General features: G+C 52.7%; 16 protein-coding genes. 12 read left to right on the top strand and 4 right to left on the bottom strand.

Translation table 11 applies throughout. From position 1 onward, the window contains the following. Positions 1 to 70 precede the first annotated feature (70 nt). Positions 71 to 1171, top strand: a complete 1101-nt coding sequence (locus HP435_RS16435; protein WP_122965265.1) for a YheC/YheD family endospore coat-associated protein — start codon at positions 71 to 73, stop codon at positions 1169 to 1171. Between the two features lie 128 nt (positions 1172 to 1299). Further along, a complete protein-coding gene (locus HP435_RS16430; protein WP_122965266.1) occupies positions 1300 to 1647 on the top strand; it encodes a DUF3139 domain-containing protein in 348 nt (115 codons plus the stop codon). A 64-nt stretch (positions 1648 to 1711) separates the two neighbouring features. Here the strand turns inward: HP435_RS16430 and cbpB are convergent, their stop codons facing one another. The 4 genes from cbpB to HP435_RS16410 all read right to left on the bottom strand — a co-directional run bounded on the left by cbpB (position 1712) and on the right by HP435_RS16410 (position 5832). Continuing rightward, positions 1712 to 2185 carry a cyclic-di-AMP-binding protein CbpB gene (cbpB, locus tag HP435_RS16425; protein WP_122965267.1) on the bottom strand — a complete coding sequence of 158 codons (474 nt, stop codon included), beginning with the start codon at positions 2183 to 2185 and terminating at the stop codon, positions 1712 to 1714. A 220-nt stretch (positions 2186 to 2405) separates the two neighbouring features. Continuing rightward, on the bottom strand, positions 2406 to 3545 hold the full coding sequence (locus HP435_RS16420) for an acyltransferase (protein ID WP_173598860.1): 1140 nt from the start codon (positions 3543 to 3545) through the stop codon (positions 2406 to 2408). Positions 3546 to 3599: 54 nt separating this feature from the next. Further along, positions 3600 to 4442, bottom strand: a complete 843-nt coding sequence (locus tag HP435_RS16415) for a lipoate--protein ligase family protein (protein ID WP_122965269.1) — start codon at positions 4440 to 4442, stop codon at positions 3600 to 3602. A 163-nt stretch (positions 4443 to 4605) separates the two neighbouring features. Next, complete coding sequence (locus HP435_RS16410) at positions 4606 to 5832, bottom strand: S-layer homology domain-containing protein (RefSeq protein WP_173598859.1); 1227 nt, start codon at positions 5830 to 5832, stop codon at positions 4606 to 4608. 459 nt (positions 5833 to 6291) lie between these two features. Between HP435_RS16410 and miaB the strand changes: the two genes are divergently transcribed. From miaB to hfq, 10 genes are all read left to right on the top strand, one after another. Then, positions 6292 to 7803 carry a tRNA (N6-isopentenyl adenosine(37)-C2)-methylthiotransferase MiaB gene (gene miaB, locus HP435_RS16405; RefSeq protein ID WP_122965271.1) on the top strand — a complete coding sequence of 504 codons (1512 nt, stop codon included), beginning with the start codon at positions 6292 to 6294 and terminating at the stop codon, positions 7801 to 7803. Between the two features lie 3 nt (positions 7804 to 7806). Beyond that, on the top strand, positions 7807 to 8250 hold the full coding sequence (locus HP435_RS16400) for a YlbF/YmcA family competence regulator (protein ID WP_063227542.1): 444 nt from the start codon (positions 7807 to 7809) through the stop codon (positions 8248 to 8250). A 135-nt stretch (positions 8251 to 8385) separates the two neighbouring features. Then, on the top strand, positions 8386 to 8946 hold the full coding sequence (gene cotE / locus HP435_RS16395) for an outer spore coat protein CotE (RefSeq protein WP_063227541.1): 561 nt from the start codon (positions 8386 to 8388) through the stop codon (positions 8944 to 8946). 122 nt (positions 8947 to 9068) lie between these two features. Beyond that, positions 9069 to 10355, top strand: a complete 1287-nt coding sequence (locus HP435_RS16390; RefSeq protein WP_229049698.1) for a putative amidoligase domain-containing protein — start codon at positions 9069 to 9071, stop codon at positions 10353 to 10355. 84 nt (positions 10356 to 10439) lie between these two features. Beyond that, positions 10440 to 13013 carry a DNA mismatch repair protein MutS gene (mutS, locus tag HP435_RS16385; RefSeq protein WP_122965273.1) on the top strand — a complete coding sequence of 858 codons (2574 nt, stop codon included), beginning with the start codon at positions 10440 to 10442 and terminating at the stop codon, positions 13011 to 13013. A 24-nt stretch (positions 13014 to 13037) separates the two neighbouring features. Beyond that, positions 13038 to 15194, top strand: a complete 2157-nt coding sequence (gene mutL, locus HP435_RS16380) for a DNA mismatch repair endonuclease MutL (protein WP_173598858.1) — start codon at positions 13038 to 13040, stop codon at positions 15192 to 15194. 44 nt (positions 15195 to 15238) lie between these two features. Further along, positions 15239 to 15757 carry a Kelch repeat-containing protein gene (locus tag HP435_RS16375; protein WP_173598857.1) on the top strand — a complete coding sequence of 173 codons (519 nt, stop codon included), beginning with the start codon at positions 15239 to 15241 and terminating at the stop codon, positions 15755 to 15757. Positions 15758 to 16012: 255 nt separating this feature from the next. After that, complete coding sequence (locus HP435_RS16370; protein ID WP_173596513.1) at positions 16013 to 16798, top strand: class I SAM-dependent methyltransferase; 786 nt, start codon at positions 16013 to 16015, stop codon at positions 16796 to 16798. Then, positions 16795 to 17754: a tRNA (adenosine(37)-N6)-dimethylallyltransferase MiaA gene (gene miaA / locus HP435_RS16365; protein ID WP_173596514.1), complete on the top strand. Its 960-nt coding sequence runs from the start codon at positions 16795 to 16797 to the stop codon at positions 17752 to 17754. Before HP435_RS16370 ends, miaA begins: the two co-directional genes overlap by 4 nt. A gap of 29 nt (positions 17755 to 17783) precedes the next feature. Beyond that, positions 17784 to 18023 carry an RNA chaperone Hfq gene (gene hfq / locus HP435_RS16360; RefSeq protein ID WP_063227534.1) on the top strand — a complete coding sequence of 80 codons (240 nt, stop codon included), beginning with the start codon at positions 17784 to 17786 and terminating at the stop codon, positions 18021 to 18023. Positions 18024 to 18152: the final 129 nt, after the last annotated feature.

Genomic DNA, 18152 nt, shown 5'->3' with positions numbered 1-18152 from the left:
CAAAATAGGCACGCCCCTGCCGTTTTTCACACATACCTTATGGTGAGGAATGGAGCAAGGGGGATCTTTTGTGAACAGAATCGGCATTATGTTGGATTGGGGCATTATGCAGAAAGGGATCAAAGGAGACAAGTCTTACGAGCGTCTGCCGTACTATGTGGAAATCGGCAAAGAGCTCGGATTGGAGCCTGTCTTTTTTCACCCCAGGCATGTCCTTGCAGGCGATGAACGGGTGCAGGGCTATTTTTGGAACGGACACAGACTCGTTTCCCGATTGGTCCATATACCGAAAGTGATCCATAATCGCGTCCTGACAGGGGATCAAAAGGCCCGTGCCGTCATCTCCAGATTGAGCAGGAAAAAGACGGTCTTTAACGGCCTCGTTGTCCGCGACAAGCGCAAGGTCCACCAGATGCTTTGGAAAAATGAGCAGATTCGTCCATACTTGCCTAACACGGTTCCCTATTCAGGAGAACAGCTTCGCCAGTTTCTCGATAAATACCAAGTTGTCTACGTCAAGCCGTCGATTGGCTCTGTCGGCATCGGAGTAGCCAGAATCGAGCGACACGGCAGCGACTACCACTTTATCGCTTCGAAAAAACGCAAAGTGATGTCACGCCCCGAACTGTTGGCGGCTGTCCGCCGTTGGGTCGGCAACAAGCGCTTTCTCATCCAGCGCGGGATTCCGCTGGCGCGTTACGGAGGAAAAACGTTTGACATCCGTGTATCGGTGCAAAAAAACAGGGAGCGGGACTGGACAGTGAGCGGTATGGTTGCCAAAGTGGCCAACAGCAAAAACAAGCTGAGCAACCTTTCACGGGGCGGAAGAGCGGTCCCTTTTTCGGAGGCTGTGTCGACCCTGTTCACGCCTGAACAACAAGCGCAGACGGTCCAGCGAATCAATGACGCGGCAGTAGCGATCGCGAAGCAGTACGGGCGTCATTTTCCTTCTCTGGCCGACCTTGGCATGGACATGGGGATCGACGAGAAAGGCAATCCGTATTTGATCGAGGTCAATGTGCGCGATCAGCGCTATTCCTTTTTCAAAGCAGGGGAAAAAGCGATGTTCAAGCAGACGTATCGTCATCCGATGGAGTATGCATTGACATTGATCGAGGAGCAAAAGCTCAGGAAAAAACATGCGGCCCAATACTTGCGGCTGCACGGTTGACGCTGGAAAGCAGACTATTGCGAGAGCAACGTCTGCTTTTTCATTTTGGCGGGAAAAGCAAGACACGTATTGACGAAAGAGAGCAGCTATGTATAATCTTGGGAAAAAGAGAAAGCGAGAAGCTGTGAATGAAACGCTACGTGTGGTGGATTGTGCTGGTCGTTGTGCTCTTGCTCGTGCTGACGCCTTTTGTTTATGTCGAATACAACAAGTACGCCTACGCCGAGCGCGTGAAAACATATTTGGTAGAGGAAGCGCATTACAAGCCAGAGCAGATCAAGTCGGTAACAGGGGTATGGAGCAAGAAGCTGCCGAGCTTTTTAGCGGAAGTCGTCTTTGCGGACGAGCCGGAAGTGACCTACATCTATTTCGCTCACAACGATGTGATGCAGTACGGTTATGTGCTCACAGACGAAGGGAAAAAGCGGGGATGGGAAGAGAAGGACCTGAAGCACGATCACCGCAAACAGGAATGACGGGAAAAGCTGATGGAGAACGAAAAGGACGGCGGCGCTGGCCCCCGTCTTTTTGCATGCAACGTCAAGCTTTCTCTTGTGCCGACTGCTGTTCGGCCAATGGGTACGGCAAGTTGCGGAAATGGCGATAAACCAGAGCCAAAATCGATTTGCGCGTTAAAATTCCTTGGAAGTAATGCTCCTTGTCTTCAATACAGACAAACGGGTGATTGATCGAGACTTCCAAAGCCTTTAAAAATTCATCCGTATCATTCAGACGCGGCACTTTCGTGTCCATGACATCATCGACGGTATGCTCGGAGATTTTTTCAAGCTCGAAGCGTTCGAGTCCAAGCGATTTGTTGATAATCATGTTCGTGCTGATCAAACCGTGCAAACGGTATTGGTGATCCAGTACCGGAACAGCCGAGTAACCGGATTTGATGAGGACGAGCAGGGCGTGCTCAAGTGAGTTCCCCAATTGCACATGAGCGACCTTAGTGGAAGCGATAATAAGCTCTTTAATGGGAGTATGTAACAATGGAATTTCCTGATTCATCAGATCGACCACCTTTTCTGTCGTCTACGGCAGCCAATGCGCTGCCAGTGATCCTCTTCTATGATACCGTAAGTGCGGTGCCAGCGGTAGATCTACACAAAAAAAGCCCGGCAGTTTGCCAGGCAAAGAATCGAGGTGTGGAACAATTGTCCCTGATTCTAGTATGCAAGAAGGAGCCTTTGATTACATTAGGAGTTTGGAGGAAAGCAAACGCGGGGCGCTATGCTTTGTAAACTTCCGTCTTGTAAAGCGGCTTGGATGTCGCCTTGCCTTTTCCCCGCATCCAGTGCGAGACGAGGGTATGCTCGTACAGGAAAATACAGAGCGGCGGCGTCACGACGAACATCGCCAGCATAATCCAGGGCGTGGACCAATCCAGCCGGAAAATGACATAGCTCTCAAGCAAAAACAAGATCAGCGGATGGACGAGATAGATCGCCATGTTTTGCCGGGCCATGTCCGATAGCCATTGCCCGAACTTGGGCAGCTTTCCGAGATAGCGGGAAAGCGAGTAGAAGCTGATCAGAAAGCTTGTCGTATAGAGCAAATAGAGCGGCTTGAAGATGTTCAGGCTCTCGTAATACGACTTCGAGCCGCTCACGAAATCGTTTGCAATCCAGAGCGCGGTGATCAGCGTGACGATACAGGCAGGCACTTGCAAACGCCATGTCCAGGCTCGCCATTTTTCCAGATTCAGGCCAGCGTACGCACCGAGGGCGAACGTGAAGATGTACATATGCACGTAGTTTTGTCCAGCCACATACGTATGCTGGAAAAAAGTCAAAAGCGGTGAAGCTGCCCAGTCGATTTCCCAGAGCGGGTGGATGAACAAGTAGTTGTAAATCCCGTACAAGCCGATTTGTCCAACAAAAAGCACAACGAGCGTGCGAAAGCGCAAAAATCGCTCAAACCATGGCTTGATCAGGCAAAACAGCAGACACAGCTGCAAGTAAAGCGGGATGTAGTACAGATGGTAAAAGGCGCTGCCGGTAAAAAGGCTGTCCAAAAACGGAACAGCCAACACACTCGGATCAACCGTCTGGAGCTTGAAACAGGTGAAGATCGCCGTCCAGATCACGTACGGCACAATGATGACCCGAAAACGCTTTTTCCAGAAGACAGCCCAGTTCATCTCCCGTTGCTGATACCAGTAAAACAGCAGCATGCCCGTCGCAAAAATAAACAGAGAGCGCCCGAAGCGCAACAAAATGAGCAGAACGGTTTCGATTTCGCCATTCCAAGGATAGTCTTGCTGGTTTTCCACAAAAAAACCGAGAATGTGAATCGCAAGTACAGAGAGTGCTCCAAAAACAAAAAGGGCATTCAGATCCTGAAACGTCCCCTTTCGATCGCTATTCATAAATCCTCCCAAAGTCTCACCGGCTACACCACCTGATTTTCCAGATGGAAAAGCTTATTTAGGCAAACGCCATTGGGGTATAGCCAGTTCTTTTGCGGTAAAGGAGAAAAGCTGCAAGCGCTGGGACAGATGATGCTCTGATTCGGCCAGCAACGACTCCTCTACGGAAAAAGGAACAGAGATGACAGGCCACTGGGAACGAATCGCAGCGAACAAACGCGCTTTTACATCGTCGACAGTAGTCGGCTTCCCGGTCAGTCCGGCAATGCTGCCTACCGTCGAGCCAACGATGCCAGGAATCGGCTTGTGCGCTTCCATCTCATCCAGTCCGGCCAGCGCATAAAAACGCTCCATCCATTCCCCGCGCGGTCTTTCCTCTATATTAATGCAAATCTGCAAAATCGATCCGTAGCGGGTACGGCGCTGCGCCATTCCCCCGATTTTTTTCCCGTGCAAGGAAAAATCGTACTCTCCGGCACAGTAAGATCCGACGACCTCGCCAAATTCCAGCTCGCCGTAGTCGCGCAGCCCAACTTGAAGCATGTCGGCTACAAAAGCAAAGAAAGCATCGATAGAGATTGCCGTATCGGGCAAGAGCCAGGCGATGTTGAGCACACCAGCATCCAGCGGTACACAGGCGCCGCCGGAAGATCGCAGCACACAGCCGAAGCCATCCTGACCGAACTGGTGCAGAGCTTGCTCCAGATGGGGGAGTCTGGCGTCTCTGCGCCCCAGATACAAAGCCTGATCGTATACCCAAAGGTGGATGATCGGTACAGCAGATTCCCGTTGCATACCAGCCGCCAAAGCCTCATCGCGATACAACGGTTCAAGCGGTTGCCCTTGATAAATTCCTGAATCCATCCAGTGGAAAGGCTGATTGACAGAAAATGACATGAAAAAGGCTCCTCACAGGACAAGAATAGCTATCATTATACAACTGAACCGTGTACATTTCTAGGTTTTCGCCCCCCTTTTTTCTGGATGGGAAAAGCTTGCAGACAAGCCTGAGAAAAACAACACCCGACAAGCAGAGAGGCGCGTGTCGGATGTATGGGGGTTACTTCACTTCTTTCAGTTGGAAATTGTCCAGGTAAGTCATTTTGCGAGGAGCTTCTTCTGCCGCATCCTCTTGCATGTACAGACCAAGCTGTGTTCCTTCTTGCTTGATTTGTTGCTGTCCGAACAAATACTGATCGTTCGCATAAATCGAAACCGTGTTGCCTTTGACAGCTACCTTCAGGCGGTTGGACGATTTTAGCTTGTAGGAACCGGATGCGATGACATCGATGTCGTCTTTGTTGGCGTCTGACACTTTGCCGAGAACGACGCGATCTTTTTGGACGAACACGACATTGGCTTTTCCGTCTTTTCCGTTGAAGAAAAGTCCGGCCAATCCATTCGTACCCGATACATTTACATCGATGCTCAGCTCGTAATTTTCCGGTTTGGCGGATTCATTCCAGCTGAGCGGCAGGAAGTAGTGGTCGACGTCGTCATCGTCGGAAACAGCCGTAGCTTGCTTGCTGATGACGCCCCAGCTTCCGGTAGCCTTTTTCGTATCCCAGTTTTTCAGTTCTGTGCTGGAAAAAGAGTCGCTGATGTTGATTGGTTCAGGCTTTGGCGGTTCCGGGTTCGGGAAGACGACTTTTGTTTCGTCGTCGCGGTCCAGGATGGCCCGGTACAGCAAGGAAGCAGCTTCTGCGCGAGTGATCGGGTCTTGCGGGCGGAAGTAGCTGTTGTAGCCTTTCATCAAATCAGTTTGCAGGGCGATGGCGATATACGGACGCAGGGCGGAAGAAATTTCGTTTTGATCCCGGAAGTTCTTCAACTGATCCAGGTCCGCCTTGTATTTTTTGTCATAGCCAAGCAGTCGAACGAGAGCGACCGCAATATCTTCGCGGACGGCGGATTGATCCGGTTTGTACGTGTAGGTGGAACCGGATTTGTAGCCAGTCAAGTAAGGCTTTGCGTACTCGACGTAATAAAACGCCCAGTGGGAACGGGGAACATCTTTAAACGTTGGACTGACGGAGTTTTTCTGGATGTTGACATCAGCTGCCGCAATCATGATTTTGGCAAACTCTGCGCGGGTTACCTGATTGTTGGGACGGAAAGTCCGGTCGTCATATCCTTTGATGATCCCTTTTGCTGCCATTTCGGTGATTTCCTTGTACGCCCAGTGACTGCGGGGAACGTCCGAGAATGAAGTCGAAGCGGCACCGACAAAAGGGATGGCAGTCAGGAACATCAACACCGACAGAAGTAAGGCGAATGCTCGTTTCATGCTGACCTCCTCAATTTTGCTCGTGTTTTTTGGTAGCTGCCTTCTTCGACGACGTCTGGGCGGGGAATGTTGCAAGGGACAAAGTCAATTCGGGAAAATTAGGAAAAAAGACGGAGGCCGTCCGCGGAAACGGCAGGAGCGCGGGGAAGCTTCTTAGGGAAAAGGTCAGGGAATCGTCAGGCAAAAAGGCTGGGTCATTACTGTCGAATAGGCAGAAGGCAGCTTGCACCATTTTGGCTTTTATACAGTGAGCAGCTTTTCGTTTCGCGAATAGCGAATGCCCGGCAAACTTGCATGTTTAATCATCGAAAAGCTGCTGTTGAAAAGCGTCCTTTTCGAAACGATTCCGTTCGTTTCGTACATATTTTGCCTCATTATGCATTGGCTTTTGTATGCACCAAAATGCTATAATTCTTTATTGGTTACTTATAAAGAAAATACTAGCTGAGGTGATACATGATGACGGAATCGAAAGTGGCGACTCCGGACTTAAAATCCGCCAAGTCACCGAAAACAACGGCGGACTTTGCGAAATACTTTCAGCCCCCGTCCTTGAAAGATGCGAAAAAGCGGGGAAAAGAAGAAATCCAGGTGCTTTACGATTTCGCGATCCCGGAAGACATGCAAGGAATCGGAAAAGGAAAGCGTTATCACGTTCGCACATACGGCTGTCAGATGAACGAGCATGACTCCGAGACGATCTCCGGCATTTTGCAGCAGATGGGCTACACTTCCACAGACGATGTGGAAGCGGCGGATGTCATCTTGTTCAATACCTGTGCGATCCGCGAAAATGCGGAGGATAAAGTGTTTGGCGAGCTGGGACATATGAAACGGCTCAAGCATAACAACCCGAACCTGATCCTCGGCGTTTGCGGCTGTATGTCCCAGGAAGAGAAGGTCGTCAACAAAATCTTGAAAAGCTACCAGCAAGTCGATTTGATCTTTGGGACGCATAACATTCACCGCTTGCCGCAGCTGATGCGCGATGCCATGTTCAGCAAGGAAATGGTGATCGAGGTATGGTCCAAGGAAGGCGACATCGTCGAAAACATGCCGAAGCAGCGGGAAGGAAACACCAAGGCATGGGTCAACATCATGTACGGCTGTGACAAGTTCTGTACGTACTGCATCGTGCCGTATACGCGAGGAAAAGAGCGGAGCCGCCGTCCGGAAGACGTCATCGCGGAAGTCCGTGACCTCGCCCGCCAAGGCTTCAAGGAAATTATGCTGCTCGGCCAAAACGTCAACGCCTACGGAAAAGACTTTGAAGACATCGAGTATGGCTTCGGCGATCTTTTGGACGAGATTCGCAAAATCGACATTCCGCGCATTCGTTTCACGACGAGCCATCCCCGCGATTTTGACGATCACCTGATTGAAGTGTTGGCAAAAGGCGGAAACTTGGTGGAGCAAATTCATTTGCCAGTCCAATCCGGTTCGTCGGAGATTTTGAAGCGCATGGCTCGCAAATACACGCGGGAGCACTATTTGGAGCTTGTACGCAAAATCAAGGCTGCGATTCCGAATGTATCCCTTTCTTCAGATATTATTGTAGGTTTCCCGGGCGAGACCGACGAGCAGTTCGAAGAGACGATCTCGATGGTCGAAGAAGTCCGGTATGAATTTGCCTATACCTTCATCTATTCCCCGCGCGAGGGCACTCCGGCTGCTGTCATGGAAGACAACGTGCCGATGGAAGTGAAAAAAGCGCGCCTCTACCGTCTGAACGAAGTGCTGGCTCGGATCGGCCTGGAAGAGAACAAAAAGCTGCAGGATCAGGTTCTGGAAGTGCTGGTAGAAGGCGAGTCGAAAAACAACCCGAACGTATTGGCTGGCCGCACGCGCACGAACAAGCTCGTGCACTTCACGGCAGACAAGTCTTTGATTGGTCAATATGTGCATGTCAAAATTACAGATGCGAAAACGTGGACGCTTCATGGCGAACTCGTAACCAAAGTCGAGGTGTAGAAGATGGAACAAACAAACCTGTACACACAAAAAGAAATTTTGGACAAAGCGCGCGAACTGGCTGCCATGATCTCCCGCACGAATGAAGTCGATTTCTTCAAGCGTGCCGAGCTGCAAATCAAGCACAATGAACGCGTGCAGGACTTGATCGACAAGCTGAAGCAAAAACAAAAGCAGATGGTCATGTTCGAATCGATCAATAAAAAGGAACTGGTGGAAAAGGTAGAAGCCGAGTACAACCAGCTGCAAGAAGAGCTGGATGCGATTCCGCTCGTCACCGAATTTAAGCAATCGCAGGTCGATGTGAACGATCTGTTGCAAATGGTGACGAATGTCATCACGAACACCGTTTCCGAGCGTATTATTTTGGATACAGGCGGAAATCCGCTGACAGGCGAAACTGGCGGCGGACCGGAAAAGAAACATAGTGGCGGTTGCTGCTCGTAAGGTAGCATCCAACGCGCAAAACGTTGCTACGCGTGAGTTCCCAAACGAGGCACCCAATTTCAGGTGGGTGTTTGCACCCTAGCCGAATGCCCTGCATACAAATGTACAGAAACGTTGTATGGAGGAGGTAACGAAATGTCGGGTACAGACAAAGATCTACAGTGCCGGGAACTCATCGCGAAAGCTGTCTGCGGTAAAGGCCATAAATTCTCTACTACCACCCACACCATCATACCGTCGCAAACTCCTTCGACGATCCTCGGATGCTGGATTATAAACACGAACTTCCAGGCAGAGAAAGTCGGAGACGCGGTTGAAGTATCTGGTACGTATGACGTCAACCTGTGGTTCTCGTTTGCCAATAACACGCAAACCGAAGTCAAGCGGGAAACTGTCAAGTTCTCCGTACTCGTTCCGCTTACGTTCTTCGACAAAAACTGCAGAGGCGATCTGGAAATTGTCGCTCGCGCCGTGGAACAGCCGAAGTGCGTAAAAGCCGAGTTGAGTGCTGGAGGTACCATCACAGTCAGGGTTGAAAGCGAATTTGCCGTTGAAATCATTGGAGAAACCAAAGTCTGCGTAGTGGTATGCAATAACTGCGATGACAAGGACTTCACGCTGATTGGCGACTATGAAGAAAACAGTGATGAATTCGACGACTTTGATTCAGCCAGCATGCTCGATGAGCTTGACTAAAGAGGAGAGATATCTCCTCTTTTTCTTTTTTTATCGGGAAAAAGCGGTATAGGCTAGGCTCTCACTCTTCTCTGGGCGCGATCATATGATAACGAAGAATACAGCATGGGAGAGTGGAAAGCATGGTACGCACGCGAGGAAGGGCATGGGAGGGACTGCAGGAGAGCGCTGTTTCGCAGCCAATGACGGCAAACGCCAAAGAGGCTGTCGCCTTTTTGCACCGTCCCGAGATCGGGCGTTGGCTGTTGAAAACGAGTGGTCTGCCTGTGGCGTCCGGGCGCACGACACCGCCTGGATGGCGGACCTACAAGCTTTGCCTGTACCAGGACCTGGTGCTCGATGTCGCGCGGAGCCTGGAACACCCGCAATGGCTGCTTTATCGCCTGGAAGAGCCGGACTTTGAGCCAGTTCCGTTTCCCTCTTCCGATCCGGAGGTGCAAGTCGTAAAAGCGCTGGCCGTGCGCAGCTTGTATGCGGTCGGTGCCGAAGCGGGGCAAGTGACCGTCATGGCAGCGTCTTCTCATCGGGCGAAGGTCGTTCGCGTGGAACCGGATTGGCCTGCGCAAAAGGCAGATGCTTACATGCAGCGTGCGCGAGAGTGGTGGCGGGAGCGCATGAGCAAGCAGCCGCAAGAGCTGAACAAAATGGGAGCGGACCCGGAGTTTTCCTTGCGCCGGGCAACAGGCGAGATGGCGCTCGCCTCTGATTTTTTGAAAATCAACGGGACGGTTGGGTGCGACACGACCCGCTACCGGGAAGATTTGGCTCTGCATCAGCATCCTGTAGCCGAATTGCGCCCCGCCCCAACGGAAGACCCTGACGAGCTGTTTCTGCATATTTACGAAGCGTTGCGGCTCGCAGGGAAAAAAATCCCGCACAAGGATGTGGAGTGGCTGGCGGGCGGGATGCCTTTTTCCGGCTATCCGATTGGCGGACACATTCACTTCGGCGGGATGACGCCTACGTTTTCTTTGCGGCGCAAGCTCGATGCGTACTTGGCGTTGCCGCTCGTGCTGATTGAAGATCCGGGTTGCATCGAGCGCAGACATCGCTACGGCTTTTTGGGCGATGTGCGGGAAAAGTCGTACGGCTTCGAATACCGGACACTGCCAAGCTGGCTGGTGCACCCGGTCATCGCGCGTGGAGTTTTGCATCTGGCCAAACTGGTCATGATGAGCCATGCCGAGCTGAAAGCGACCCCGCATTTGCAGTTGCCGCTGGTCAAGGCTTACTATCGCGGCGACAAAGAAACGTTGGAGCCGTACGTCAAGCAAATCCGCGAAGAATTGCGAGAGTTGCCTGGCTACGCGCTTTCGCGAATACACTTGGAGCAATATTTTGACTTGTTGCTGCGAGGCGAGACATGGCTTTGCGATTTCGACCTGAGAAGTGCCTGGAATCTTCTGTGAATTTTTTGCCGCGAATCGAGCATCAACATCATGGGAGGAACATGGTATAATAGCGTCGAGATTGGAAGGCTAGGAGAAGAAAAAATGGCGCAATATACCCCGATGATTCAGCAGTATCTGGCTATCAAAAAAGACTATCCGGATACTTTCTTATTTTTTCGCTTAGGCGACTTTTACGAACTGTTTTTTGACGATGCTATTCTCGCGTCCCGCGAGCTGGAAATTACGCTCACCGGACGCGAGGGTGGTGGCGATGAACGGATTCCGATGTGTGGCGTGCCGCATCATTCTGCGGATGGGTACATAGCGGAACTGTTGAAAAAAGGTCACAAGGTAGCGGTATGCGAACAGGTGGAAGACCCGAAAGAAGCCAAAGGGGTCGTTCGCCGCGAAGTGACCCGTGTCATTACGCCCGGCACGATGATGGAGGGCAAATGGCTAACCGACAAGGAAAACAACTACATGGCTGCCTTGGCAGCGCTGGACGGCCGCGTCGGAATTGCCGCATGCGACATGAGTACAGGAGAAATGTACGTCACATCCGTGCTCGGCCAGATGGAGGCGGCCCTGGATGAGGCTCTGCAATACCGTCCGAAAGAACTGGTGTTCTGCGGTGTCGAAGCTTTGCCCAAGACAGCTTTGCCGACGACGGTTGTAGAGAGTCACCAGCTGGATGCTTTTGCGGTGGACAACCAGTATCCCGAAACAGGGAAAGAGCTGGATGTCTCCATGCGCTCGGCCGTCAACGCGCTGCTCTACTACATCGGCACGACGCAGAAGCGCAGTCTCGCGCACATGCGGCTCTTGAAGCGCTACGACAGCAAGCAATATTTGCAAATGGACGGCTTTTCCCGAAGAAATCTGGAGCTGACCGAAACGATCCGCGACAAGACGAAAAAAGGTTCTCTCTTGTGGCTGTTGGACCGGACGCAAACCGCGATGGGCGGACGGCTTTTGCGCAGATGGATCGAGCGGCCGCTGCTCGGACGCGCGGAACTGGATGCCAGACTGGAAGCGGTAGAGGCGCTGAAAGCCGATTTGTTGCTGCGCTCCGATTTGCGGACTTGCCTGGACAACGTGTACGATCTGGAGCGGCTGGCTGGGCGGATTTCCTATGGGAACGCCAATGCCCGCGACCTGATTCAGCTGCGATTGTCACTCACGGCAGTTCCTGAGCTGAAAGCGTACTTGGAGCAGACAAAAGCGCCCGTGTTGCAGGAGCTTTCCCGCGGCATGGATGAGTGCGCAGACCTCGTCAGCTTTTTGCAGTCGGCGCTCGTCGACGATCCGCCGATCTCCGTGCGGGAAGGCGGAATGATTCGCACAGGCTACGATGAATATTTGGACAAGCTGCACTCGGCGAGCCGCGACGGAAAAACGTGGATTGCCCAATTGGAGCAAAGCGAACGGGAAGCGACAGGGATTCGCTCGCTGAAAGTCGGATTCAACAAAGTGTTCGGCTATTACATCGAGGTGTCCAAGTCCAACATTGCCAACGTGCCAGCGGGCCGTTACGAGCGCAAGCAAACGCTCGCCAACGCAGAGCGCTACATAACCCCCGAGTTGAAAGAGCGGGAAGCGCTCATTCTCGAAGCAGAGGAAAAAATGATTGAGCTGGAGTACCAGCTGTTTGCCGCCGTCCGCAGCGAAATCGCCAAGCACATTCCGAGATTGCAAAGCCTTGCCGAACGGATTGCCTCTGTAGACGTTCTCCAGGCTTTCGCTACGGTCAGTGACGAGCGCGGATTCGTGCGCCCGCAGCTTGTCGATGACGGGGAATACGTGATCGTGGACGGCCGCCATCCCGTTGTGGAAGCCGTATTGGAGCGGGAGAAGTACGTCGCGAACGACGTGAGGATGAACCAGGACGAGCGTCAAGTGTTGCTGATCACGGGACCGAACATGGCTGGTAAAAGCACGTATATGCGCCAAATCGCCCTCATTACGGTCATGGCGCAAATCGGTTGTTTCGTCCCGGCAAAAGAAGCGAAGCTGTCGATTGTCGATCAGATTTTTACCCGGATCGGAGCGGCTGACGACCTCGTCGGCGGTCACAGTACGTTCATGGTCGAGATGCTGGAGACGAGACATGCCTTGCAAAAGGCGACAGCAAAAAGCTTGATCTTGCTCGATGAGATCGGTCGCGGGACTTCTACGTACGATGGCATGGCGCTGGCACAGGCGGTCATCGAGTACATTTGCCAGCGGATCGGTGCCAAGACGCTGTTTTCCACGCACTATCACGAGCTGACGGGCCTTGCCGAGACGATGAAAGGCGTCGTCAACGTGAACGCTCGCTGCGAGGAGCGGGATGGCAAGCTGTTGTTCCTGCACAAGATCGAAGAAGGCCGGGCAGATAAAAGCTACGGGATTCACGTGGCGGAGCTGGCGGAAATGCCTGGATGGGTCATCGAGCGGGCGCGCAGCATTTTGGCAGGACTGGAAGCAACAAGTTCGGCTGCTTCCGACATGCAGATGTCGCTAGAGTCGCTCTGGTCCGCGCCAGTTGCCGCTGTGCGCGAGGAGCCTGTGTCGCTTTTGTCGTCGGAGGAAGAAGAGATTTTGCGCGATTTGCGTGAGATCGACCTGAATCAGACGACACCGATGGATGCGATGATGAAGCTGTTCGCGTGGAAACAACAGTTGAAGAAAAAATAAGCTTCGGGGGGAGGGGAGGATCGCATGGGAACGATTCGAGTGCTTGATGAGCAGCTCGCCAATATGATCGCGGCGGGTGAAGTGGTGGAACGTCCGGCATCTGTCGTCAAAGAGCTGGTCGAGAACGCGATTGACGCCAAAGCCACTTCGATTGAGATTCATGTGGAGGAAGGCGGTCTGGAGCTGATCCGCATTGTCGACAACGGACACGGCATGGATCGGGACGATTGCTTGCTGGCATTGGAACGCCATGCGACGAGCAAGATCAGCACCCAGCGCGACTTGTTCCGGATTCGCACACTCGGCTTTCGCGGCGAAGCTTTGCCGAGTATTGCCGCAGTGTCTCGGATGGAGCTGACGAGCAACCGATCGAGCCGCGAGATCGGTACGCGGCTGCTCGTCGAAGGCGGCGCAGTCAGCGAAGTGGCAGACGCGGCAGCAGTGCAAGGGACGGAAATATGTGTCCGCAGCCTGTTTTTCAATACACCTGCCCGGTTGAAATACATGAAGTCGATTGCCACAGAGGTTGGGCATATCTCGGATTACGTCAATCGGCTCGCTTTGACACACCCGTCGATTTCCTTTCTTTTGACGCACAACGGGAAAAATTTGCTGCAAACGACGGGGGACGGCAAGCTGCTGCACGTCATGGCGGCGATTTACGGTGTGCAGATTGCCAAGCTTCTCATTCCGATTTCGGGGGAAACGCTCGATTTCCGCTGGAACGGATTTTTGTCCAAGACGGAGGTAACGCGAGCAAACCGCTCCTACCTTTCTACACTGGTCAACGGTCGCTACGTTCGCAGCTATTCGCTCAACAATGCGATCATGCGCGGCTATCACACGCTTTTGCCGATCGGCCGCTTCCCGATCGTCGCGCTGCAAATCGAGATGGACCCGACGCTTGTCGATGTCAATGTCCACCCTGCCAAGCTGGAGGCGCGTTTCAGCAAAGAGGACGAGCTGTGTACGGCAATCGAGCAATCCGTCAAAACGACGCTCCGGCAAGGTTTGGGCATCGTCCGACCGATGGAGACACCGCAAAAGGCGAAAATCACCACGCAAGTCGTCCAGCCGCAGTTTGACTTGACGTTTGCCAAGCCAGCCGCGGAGACGCAGACGCGCTCACTTGTGGAAGCCAGCCCGCGCCTGCAAGAGTGGATGGCGCGGCAGGAGCAAAGCCAGCCGTTGCCGTTGCAAAAAGAAGCGGCAAGCGAGCTTTTGCCGGTTGCCCAAAGCAGGAAGGTTCAGGAAGCTTCCGAATCTTATCCGCGTGCAGAGCAAGAGCAAGGGCTGGCGAGTTCTGCTCCAGAAGCAGAGAAAACGGGACGAGAGTGGTCACAACAAGAGCAGGCCGCCGCTTCAGGGAGCGTGTTCGAAAAGGTCGCGCCCGTATCCGTTGCCACCGCTCCTTCTGCTTTCCTTGAAGGAACGAGTGGTTCTGCTAGTCCTTCTGCTTCGCTTGAAGGGAAGACTGGTTCTGCCGCTCCACTTGAAGGCATGGCTGCTCCACTTGCTCAACCTGATGCAGAGCAAGCGAGCGAGCCAGAGCAGAACGCCGCACCTGTAGCGGAGGAGCGCGTGCAATCGGCTGTTCCGGTCATGTATCCGGTCGGACAAGTGCATGGAACGTACATCGTCGCCCAAAACGATGAAGGGATGTACTTGATCGACCAGCACGCCGCCCAGGAGCGCATCTTCTACGAGTATTTCATGGCCAAGCTGGCGGAAGAAGGTGTGGCCAGCCAGATGATGCTGTTTCCGCACACGGTCGAGTTCACGACCGCGGAGGCGGCCAGACTGGAAAAACGGCTGTCGCTTCTGCAATCGTTCGGCTTGGAAGTAGAAGCTTTTGGCGGGCGCACGTTCATCGTCAGGGCGCACCCGCATTGGTTCCCGGAAGGAGCCGAGCTGGAAGTTATCGAAGAGCTGATTCAGTTCGTACTGGAGGCGGGAGAGCAAGGGCAGGCCCATCCTGTGCAAATGCGGGAAAAGGCTGCGATCATGATGTCGTGCAAAGCATCGATCAAAGCCAATCGCTTTTTGACCCACGCCGAAATGGAGAGCCTGCTGAATCAGCTGCGCGAGACGAGCAGCCCGTTTACGTGTCCGCACGGCAGGCCGATTGTAATTCATTTTACTGGCTATGATTTGGAGAAAATGTTCAAGCGCGTCATGTAGTGCGAACACGCATTTTGCTAATACCGCCCCTCGGATGAACGCCGATGAACGACGACCGATTCGGCGGGGCGTCGGCTGTCCTGGCGGATGGAGATGTAGTCGTGATTGGCGGCGGAATGGTGGCGACAGGCGAGCGGTACGATGTGAAAAACGATGAATGGTCGAGTCTTGCCCAGATGGACGAGGTTCGCTATGGTCCGGGCGCAGCGATTTTGCCGGATGGACGGGTGCTGCTTGCAGGAGGTCAAACATCGAAAAGCGAAAAAGCCACCTTGTTCTACCAGCCACAGTTGCAAATCCGGCTGCTGTTCAGCGAAGCTGCCCGTTTGCAGGTCGACCGACAGGACGTTTTGCAAAATCTCTCCTACTCGATTGATGGGGGAGCTTACCAGGCTTTTGGCGAAGAGGATCGTGTTGTCGTATCGGAGGAGCACCTCGACATTACGCTGGATATTGTGCCGAAAGGATCGAACATCCGAATCAAACTCGCAGCAGGCATTTTCGCCGATGAAGCCGGAAACGAAAACGAAGAAGTGATTACGGACAGCCTCGTGTACAACTAAAATCACCAGCTTGCCAATCGTTGAAAAGGCGATCGCCACCAAACAGGCCCAATCCGCTATGGGCCTGTTTGGCTTACGTACATTCATTCTTTGTAAAAAAATTCACAAGCTCGCAACGGACGAAGGAAAACATGATATGATAAGAAAAGAGAGGGAGTTTGGCTCAGATTCTATTTGACCGCCAAATTAATCCTGCTTACAATAAAAGAGTTTCCGTCCTGAAGAGGCGTAGACGTACGGAAAGGAAACAGATACGTGATTGTGACGACGGGACTTGAGCCTGCCGAGGAAACCTTGCGACACGCTGTACATTTGGCTGAGACATTCGGCGTACAGACAGTCAGACGAGGCGACCTTTCTCTCAGTCAGCTGCGAAAACGGCATGGCGACGACGAGGTACTGGTTGTTTCAGCGCAAGGAGCGCGCCTGGAGGTACCGGGGAAAAAGCCTTTCTTTTTTCACCCGAACACTTCCGCTTTTCGTATAAAGCGGCTGTTGCGCGGCGATACTGATACTATGCTTGTTGCTTGCCAAATTCAGCCAGGTGATGAAGTGTTGGATGCTACGCTTGGATTGGGTGCTGACGCGATTGTGTTTTCCCATGCGACAGGAGCTAACGGGAAAGTAGTCGGTATCGAATCGGAACGGGTGCTGGCCATCATGGTCGAAGACGGGCTCAAGCACTGGACATCTGACTCGGAACAGCTGGAGACAGCCATGCGTCGCATTGAAGTGCGGTGCGGGAACCATTTGGAAGTCATGCAGGGATTGCCAAGCCGCTCTTTCGATGTCGTTTATTTCGATCCGATGTTTGAAATGACGGTGGAAAGCTCGGCAGGCATCGCTGGGGTACGGGAGTTTGCCAACCCGCAGCCATTGACAGAAGAAGCGATTGCAGAAGCACTTCGCGTAGCAAGAAGACGCGTGGTGATGAAGGAAGGGAAAACAGGCAAAATCCACGAGCGCTTTGGTTTCACGCCATTTCGCTCTCGCGGCCAGCAGGTCGTGTACAGTTACAAAGAGACAGGTGGAGGGGAGTGACTTTGCAAGAGAGAGAAAAGCTAGTCGTCATTGTTGGACCGACAGCCGTCGGCAAGACCCAACTCAGTCTGGAATTGGCCCAGCAGTTCAACGGCGAGATTATTTCCGGGGATTCCATGCAAGTGTATCGCGGCATGGACATCGGGACGGCGAAGGCGGAGCCAGCCGAATTGGCACTGGTGCCGCATCATCTCATCGATATCAAAAATCCGGACGAAGAATATTCTGTCGCGATGTTTCAGGAAAGCGCTACCCAACTGATCAGCTCGATCAATGGGCGAGGCGGCCTTCCGTTTATCGTAGGCGGTACGGGTCTCTACATAGAATCGGTTACCCATCGTTTTCAATTTTCACAAGCCACGCAAGATCCAGAGCTGCGGGAAAGGTTGCAGCGTTTGGCGGATACAGAAGGCGTGGATGCGCTGCACGCGAGATTGGCCGACGTCGATCCTGTAACGGCTGAGCGTTTGCATCCGAACGATGTAAAGCGGGTGATTCGCGCTTTGGAGATTTATGAGAGTACGGGCTACAAAATGTCCGACTTTCAGCTTCGAGCACAGCACTCCCCATACGAACTGGTGATGATCGGACTCACGATGGATCGCGCCATTTTGTATGAGCGGATCAATCGTCGCGTCGAGCTGATGATCGAAGCGGGGCTGATCGAGGAAGTGCGCGGACTTCTGGACAAAGGCTACGACGCCTCGCTGGTGTCGATGCAAGGCTTGGGCTACAAAGAATTGATTCCTTATCTGTACGGTGAAATTACGTTGGAAAAGGCGATCAATGACATCAAGCAGCGGACGCGCCATTTTGCCAAACGACAGCTGTCGTGGTTCCGCCGTATGCCGGAAATCCAGTGGTTTGACATGACCGATCCGGCTTGTCAAGCGAACTCAGTGGAAACTATCAAGCAGATATTGGCAGGAAAGTTTCAACAATTGCCGAATATATAACATACAAGTCCTTTTAGGGGGTAGTGTACATGAAACAGACGATCAACATTCAAGATACGTTCTTGAATCATTTGCGGAAAGAAAACATCGCGGTTACCATTTACCTTGTGAACGGATTTCAATTGCGCGGGTATATTAAAGCGTTCGATAATTTCACGATTGTGATTGATAGCGAAGGCAAGCAACAATTAGTATACAAGCATGCGATCTCCACTTTCACTCCGCAACGCCCAGTTTCACTGATGTCTCAAGACAACAACCAGCAATAAGTCGTGAAATGCTCTGCCCACCAGCCAGGACCCTAGAGGTTCTGGTTTTTTCTTTTTGCCAAGCTTTTCTTTGCAAAAGCGCAACACAAACAAAGGCTCCCCGCTTATACCCGGAAAGCCTTTGTCAGC

The sequence above is a fragment of the Brevibacillus sp. HD3.3A genome, from assembly GCF_013284375.2.
Classification (GTDB): domain Bacteria; phylum Bacillota; class Bacilli; order Brevibacillales; family Brevibacillaceae; genus Brevibacillus; species Brevibacillus parabrevis.
The sequence above is the reverse complement of the archived record's forward strand: the minus strand, read 5'-3'. Positions and strand labels throughout refer to the sequence as shown.

Coding starts and splice junctions, on each gene's coding strand:
- mutL (WP_173598858.1), top strand. CDS start 13,038: ATGGGAACGATTCGAGTGCTTGATGAGCAGCTCGCCAATATGATCGCG.
- hfq (WP_063227534.1), top strand. CDS start 17,784: ATGAAACAGACGATCAACATTCAAGATACGTTCTTGAATCATTTGCGG.
- miaB (WP_122965271.1), top strand. CDS start 6,292: ATGACGGAATCGAAAGTGGCGACTCCGGACTTAAAATCCGCCAAGTCA.
- cbpB (WP_122965267.1), bottom strand. CDS start 2,185: ATGAATCAGGAAATTCCATTGTTACATACTCCCATTAAAGAGCTTATT.
- cotE (WP_063227541.1), top strand. CDS start 8,386: ATGTCGGGTACAGACAAAGATCTACAGTGCCGGGAACTCATCGCGAAA.
- HP435_RS16375 (WP_173598857.1), top strand. CDS start 15,239: ATGAACGACGACCGATTCGGCGGGGCGTCGGCTGTCCTGGCGGATGGA.
- HP435_RS16400 (WP_063227542.1), top strand. CDS start 7,807: ATGGAACAAACAAACCTGTACACACAAAAAGAAATTTTGGACAAAGCG.
- HP435_RS16415 (WP_122965269.1), bottom strand. CDS start 4,442: ATGTCATTTTCTGTCAATCAGCCTTTCCACTGGATGGATTCAGGAATT.
- HP435_RS16390 (WP_229049698.1), top strand. CDS start 9,069: ATGGTACGCACGCGAGGAAGGGCATGGGAGGGACTGCAGGAGAGCGCT.
- HP435_RS16420 (WP_173598860.1), bottom strand. CDS start 3,545: ATGAATAGCGATCGAAAGGGGACGTTTCAGGATCTGAATGCCCTTTTT.
- HP435_RS16430 (WP_122965266.1), top strand. CDS start 1,300: ATGAAACGCTACGTGTGGTGGATTGTGCTGGTCGTTGTGCTCTTGCTC.
- mutS (WP_122965273.1), top strand. CDS start 10,440: ATGGCGCAATATACCCCGATGATTCAGCAGTATCTGGCTATCAAAAAA.
- HP435_RS16410 (WP_173598859.1), bottom strand. CDS start 5,832: ATGAAACGAGCATTCGCCTTACTTCTGTCGGTGTTGATGTTCCTGACT.